This is a genomic window from Sinomonas sp. (genome assembly GCF_036848755.1).
GTDB lineage: Bacteria > Actinomycetota > Actinomycetes > Actinomycetales > Micrococcaceae > Sinomonas.
The window spans coordinates 1-5,070 of the sequence record NZ_DAIUJO010000177.1; the positions used below are offsets into that span (position 1 = coordinate 1).

6 protein-coding genes are annotated in these 5,070 nt (G+C 69.4%); 3 read left to right on the top strand and 3 right to left on the bottom strand.

From position 1 onward, the window contains the following. On the bottom strand, window positions 1–450 hold a 450-nt coding region (locus tag V7053_RS17810; RefSeq protein WP_334173600.1), incomplete at its 3' end, for a DUF6318 family protein. Between V7053_RS17810 and V7053_RS17815 the strand changes: the two genes are divergently transcribed. Continuing rightward, window positions 449–1,036, top strand: coding sequence for a PASTA domain-containing protein (locus tag V7053_RS17815; RefSeq protein WP_334173601.1), 588 nt, complete (start codon window positions 449–451; stop codon window positions 1,034–1,036). The genes V7053_RS17810 and V7053_RS17815 overlap by 2 nt on opposite strands. Before the next feature lie 120 nt (window positions 1,037–1,156). Here V7053_RS17815 and V7053_RS17820 read toward each other — a convergent pair whose 3' ends face one another. Both V7053_RS17820 and V7053_RS17825 read right to left on the bottom strand, forming a co-directional pair. Continuing rightward, complete coding sequence (locus V7053_RS17820; RefSeq protein ID WP_334173602.1) at window positions 1,157–2,986, bottom strand: gamma-glutamyltransferase family protein; 1,830 nt, start codon at window positions 2,984–2,986, stop codon at window positions 1,157–1,159. A gap of 37 nt (window positions 2,987–3,023) precedes the next feature. Continuing rightward, window positions 3,024–3,566, bottom strand: a complete 543-nt coding sequence (locus V7053_RS17825; protein WP_334173603.1) for an acyl-CoA thioesterase — start codon at window positions 3,564–3,566, stop codon at window positions 3,024–3,026. A gap of 118 nt (window positions 3,567–3,684) precedes the next feature. Between V7053_RS17825 and V7053_RS17830 the strand changes: the two genes are divergently transcribed. Beyond that, entirely contained in the window at window positions 3,685–4,353 is a 669-nt protein-coding gene (locus tag V7053_RS17830) for a GntR family transcriptional regulator (RefSeq protein WP_334173604.1), read from the top strand. After that, window positions 4,346–5,070 (top strand): MmgE/PrpD family protein (locus V7053_RS17835; protein ID WP_334173605.1); only part of this gene is annotated, 725 nt, incomplete at its 3' end. The genes V7053_RS17830 and V7053_RS17835, both read left to right, overlap by 8 nt.

Here is a 5,070-nt window from a genome sequence, read left to right on the forward strand (position 1 = left end):
CCAATACTGCGTAAACGCCTCGAACCCCTCCGCAGTGTTCTGCTTCGCCACCTCGGGCAATACGGGCGGCGGCACGTTGCGGGCAGGGCCACGCGAGCTTGCGGGAGTGGGACGCGGATCGGATGAGGGTGCTTGAGCCGACCCATCCGTGCTCCCGGAGGCCGAAACCGAGGGCGGCCCGGAGGGCGGGCCTGGGTCGGCGGGGGCCCCGGCAGGGGCTTCGCACGCGTTCAGCGCAAACAAGCAGATGAATAGAAGAGAGCAGCACAAGGTGCGGCGCGGCGCCATGACATCCCCCAACCAGTGGTCCGCACGCGGTGCGGAAGACAACAAGTAATGAACCCCGGTTTCGAGACTGTAACAACAACGTGAGCCACGGAGGCGGGAGCCACCCGCCCCTACGTAGGCCAGGATAGACGTGGAAGACGTGTCAGGATATCCTGACACCATGACGGCGAGCCCAGAAGCGTGGCGAGAGGGACGGAAGGCGTGGGAGCGCCTTCGTTCGTGGTTCGGCGCTGGCGCCGGTTCGGTTGACGCGGGAGCTGACGGTCTCAACGCGCTGAGCGACGTCGGGCGGCTCCGCATGCTGCTCGACCAAGCCGAGCTGGCGGCCGTCCGGACGTCCCGGAGACGAGGCTCATCGTGGGCCGAAATCGCCGCCCGACTCGGCGTGACGCGCCAATCCGCGTGGGAACGCTGGCGCGATCTCGATGAGCCGCTCCCCGACCAGGCCAGGGCTGGAGCGGCGCTACCAGAGGCGGGAAGCCAAGATTGGCCCATCGTGCAGGAGACGCTAGCTGCCGCAACGGCGGAGATCGTCAACCAGAGCCGCAGACGATCGAACGTGACCGTACCCGACGTCGTCGGCCTCTCCTTCGAGGAGGCGAGGGAGGTCCTCACGGGCAAGCGCCTCGTTCCCCTGGCCTCGGACCCGGACGACGTGCGTCTCGCGGATCAGAAAGCGCTGAGTGCTGTGGTGACGGACCAGAGCCCCGAGTCCGGGGCAAAGGTGCCCGCCGCGGGAGCCGAGTGACTCTCTGGCTGGGTCGGGGAGGCTCAGCGGGAGTTCGGGAGCCACGCCGCCCGTCCCCCGCACCCCGCAGCCAGCGGGCAATGCGGGACGAGCGAACGGGCGAGACTCTGGCCTGAGGCATCACCGCCCGACCGCATACCCCGTCATTCCGCGCGGATTGGAACCAGCACGCAACTGCCCCGTTCCAGGGTCTCGTGCTACCGCGCAAAGACGCCCGAGCTGCCAATCCCCCGAGACGCCAACGCGGTGGCCCCGGGCCCGAAGCGCGTCGACGACGTCTTCCCCAATCCGCCCCTCGACTAGCGCGACGCCGGGTTGAGCCTCGTGAGGATAGAAGCTCGACGGCAGGTGGACCGAGTGGAAGGCTGGCGCCTCGATAGCCTCCTGCAGCCCGGCTCCGCCGAGCGCAACATCGAGGAAGAAGTGCGGCTGCCATTGGTCCTGCTGGTCCCCGCCGGGCGACCCGAATGCAAGCACTGCCTCTCCCCCGCGCGTCGCGAGAGACGGCGAAAGCGTCGTGCGAGGGCGACGCCCGGGTGCGAGCGTGTTCGGCAGCCCCTGCTCGAGCCACGCCATCTGCAGGCGCGTGCCGAGCGGGAAGCCCAGCTCGGGGATCACCGGCGAGCTCGAGAGCCACCCGCCGCTCGGCATCGCCGAGACCATGGTTCCCCAACGGTCAACGACGTCCAGATGCACGGTGTCCGTTCGGGCCCTCCCCTCTGCGTCCGGGAGCGAATCAGCCGCGAGGAAGGCCCGGACAGCGTTCGGCTCGCCGAGCCCGTTCACGCCAGCGGCGTCGAACTCTCCGCGGACAGCGAGATCCGGAAGCCGCGGAGCCCGCCCGCCGGGCGAACCGGGGCGGACCTCGAGTGAAGCAAGCTCGCCGATGAGACGTGCCCGCTCGGCGGCATAGCTGGCGGAGAGCAGCTCAGTCGCCGGAACGTCGGGCGAATCCCCGTACCATGCGTCCCGGTCCGCGAGTGCGAGCTTCGTCGCCTCGACGACGGTGTGGACGTACCCCTCGGTTCCCGGCGCGAGCGGCCCTTCGCCGAATCCGGGGACCGCGTCGAGGATCCTGAGCTGCTGGAGGAACGCAGGCCCCTGGCTCCAGAACCCGCACTTGTGGACTGTCCACCCGCGGAAGTCGACCGAAACCGTGGGCTCGTAGCGGGGCCGCCACTCAGCGAGGTCCCGCGCGTCGAGCAGGCCCGCGTGGTCGATGCCGGTTGAGTCTCGGTGCGGCGTGCGGCAGAAGGCGTCGATGGCCTCAGCTACAAAGCCTTCCGTCCATTCGCGGACGACGGCGCTCAGCGCCTCCCGCCGTCCGGCACCGTTGGCGGAGGCGCTCGTCTCTGCCCCGACGAGTCGGCGCCAGGTGCGTGCCAGGGCCGGGTTCCGCAGCAGGCTTCCGATCGGCTGCGGCGCTCCCCCGGGCGCGTAGAGGTCCGCGGAGCTTGGCCAGTGGCGGACGAAGTGCGGCACCATCCGTTCGAGAACGGCCGCGAGCCTGTCCGTGACCGGAAGCCCCTCCTCGGCGACCCTCAGCGCCGGTCCGACGACGTCGGCAAAGGTGAGCGTTCCATGGTCCGCGAGGAGCGTGAGCCATCCGAGGGTGGCACCCGGGATCGTCGCGGCAAGCAGACCGGTACCGGGCACTTGGTCGAGGCCGAGTTCCCGGAAGGCCGTGACGCTCGCGCCCGCCGGGGCCGGTCCCTGTGCGCAGAAGGCGAGAGGCGGGGAGTCGGGCTTGGCGAAGATGAGAGTGAGATCGCCGCCCGGGCCGTTCTGCTGAGGTTCGGCCGCCTGGAGCGAGAGGCCGCCGGCCACCGCTGCGTCGAAGGCGTTGCCGCCTCGCTCGAGCATGGCCATCGCTGCCTGCGCGCCAATCCAGTGGGTCGCCGAGACCATGCCGAACGTGCCAGACAACTCGGGCCGCGTGGTCATCACCATGAGCCCACGCTATGCCCGCTTTACTGAGGGCCCGCTTTCACCACGCGTGGGGCGCAGGACGTCGCGTGCTGGGGAGCGCGTTCTCCTCGCGCCAACGGTGGAGGAAGTCGGGCAGCACGAGATCCTCGGGCGGATATCCGACCTGCGCAAAGATTTCCTCGTTGCTCACCGGCCTGCCCCGCTGGACGAGCCGGGTCGCGATGTAGGCGCGCGCGTAGACCTCGCCTCGCGCGACCATCCGCTGCTCAAAGTAGATGGCGCGCTCGTCGACCCCGACGATCCGGGATTCGATGGTGTAGGACTGCCAGAGTGTGAGGGACTTGCGGAATGTGATCGTCTCGAGGTTCACGACAGGGCTCCAGCCCTTCGCCCGCATCTTCGCCCATGCCCCCGCCCGCACCATGAGGTCGAAGCGGCCGAGGTCCATGAGGGAGAAGTACATTCCGTTGTTGACGTGCATCGCGATATCGATGTCGGTGGGGAGGACCCGCAGCGGCAGGCTCGAGGTTCCCCAAAGGCTGAGGGGCGCTCGACGCCGAGACGTCACCAGCAGCATCAGGGTGCGGAGAAGCAGGTGCATCCCCTCATGTTACCCGCGAGTAACCAAGGGTGCACCGATCAGGAACTGTATACACTCATCTCATTTTTTAGAGCAGAGTGGCTTGATTCCAGACTGAGTTGCTGTCAGTGTATACATCGTGAAGGCCAGTGAGCGTGCGTACGCCGCCCTCCGCGATGACATCGTGGAGTGGCGCCTCGTGCCGGGGACTGTGCTGGGCGAGGTGGAGCAGGCGGAGCGGCTGGGTGTTTCCCGGACTCCCCTGCGCGAGGCGCTCGCCCGTCTGACGGCTGACGGTCTCGCGAGCTCCCAGCGCGGACGCGGCGTCGTCGTGAGCGATGTCTCGCTCGCCCGCCTGGGCGAGCTCTTCGAGCTGCGCGAGGCGCTCGAGTGCAAGGCCGCGGGCCTGGCGGCGCAGCGCGGCGACAGGCAGCGGTTCGCGGAGCTGCGGGACCGGCTCGCCGCGGCGCCTGCCCTCCTGTCCGACCACGACCCCCAGCGCCAGGAGTACTACGCCCTCGCCTCCGAACTCGACGCCGCAATCGACGAGGCCGTCTCCAACGCCTACCTCGCCGAGTCCCTCCGCGCCCTGCGGGTGCACCTGGCCCGGGTGCGGCGGCTGGCGAAGGACGACGCCGCGCGGCTGCGGCAGGCCGCAGTCGAGCACGCGACGATCGCAGGGGCGATCGCCGACGGGAACGCCCCCCTCGCCTCCGCGGCGACGGCGGTGCACCTGAGCAACAGCCTGAACCACATCAGATCCACCCAGAGCGTGAATTCCGACAACCGAGAGGCCACCCATGGTTGAGCTGCACAAGGTCCGCGTCTACCGCAGCGAGGAGAACCTCCCAAGGGAGGGCCAGCTCGCGTACAAGATCGCCAAGGTCGCCGCCGACCCGGTCGAGGTGACTCCGGAGGTGGCCGAGATGGTCATCAACCGGATCATCGACAACGCCGCGGTCGCGATCGCGTCCCTGAACCGCGGGCCCATCGTGGCCGCCCGCGCCCAGGCGCTCGCCCACACGCCGTCTACCTGGGGCCGCGGCGCGCTCCTGTACGGCATCTCCGACCGGGTCTCCCCCGAGTGGGCGGCGTGGGCGAACGGGGTCGCCGTGCGGGAGCTGGACTACCACGACACGTTCCTGGCAGCGGAGTATTCCCACCCCGGGGACAACATCCCCCCGATCCTGGCCGTCGGCCAGCACGTAGGTTCGACGGGGCGCGATCTCATCCGGGGGATCGCGACGGGGTACGAGATCCAGGTCGACCTCGCCAAGGCCATCAGCCTCCATGCGCACAAGATCGACCACGTCGCCCACCTGGGGCCATCCGCCGCGGCCGGGATCGGGACCCTGCTCGGCCTGGACGTCGAGACAGTCTTCCAGGCGATCGGGCAGGCCCTGCACACGACGACGGCGACGCGGCAGTCGCGCAAGGGCGAGATCTCCACGTGGAAGGCCCACGCCCCCGCCTTCGCCGGGAAGATGGCCGTCGAGGCCGTGGACCGGGCCATGCGCGGGCAGAC

Coding starts and splice junctions, on each gene's coding strand:
- V7053_RS17815 (WP_334173601.1), top strand. CDS start 449: ATGACGGCGAGCCCAGAAGCGTGGCGAGAGGGACGGAAGGCGTGGGAG.
- V7053_RS17820 (WP_334173602.1), bottom strand. CDS start 2,986: ATGGTGATGACCACGCGGCCCGAGTTGTCTGGCACGTTCGGCATGGTC.
- V7053_RS17825 (WP_334173603.1), bottom strand. CDS start 3,566: ATGCACCTGCTTCTCCGCACCCTGATGCTGCTGGTGACGTCTCGGCGT.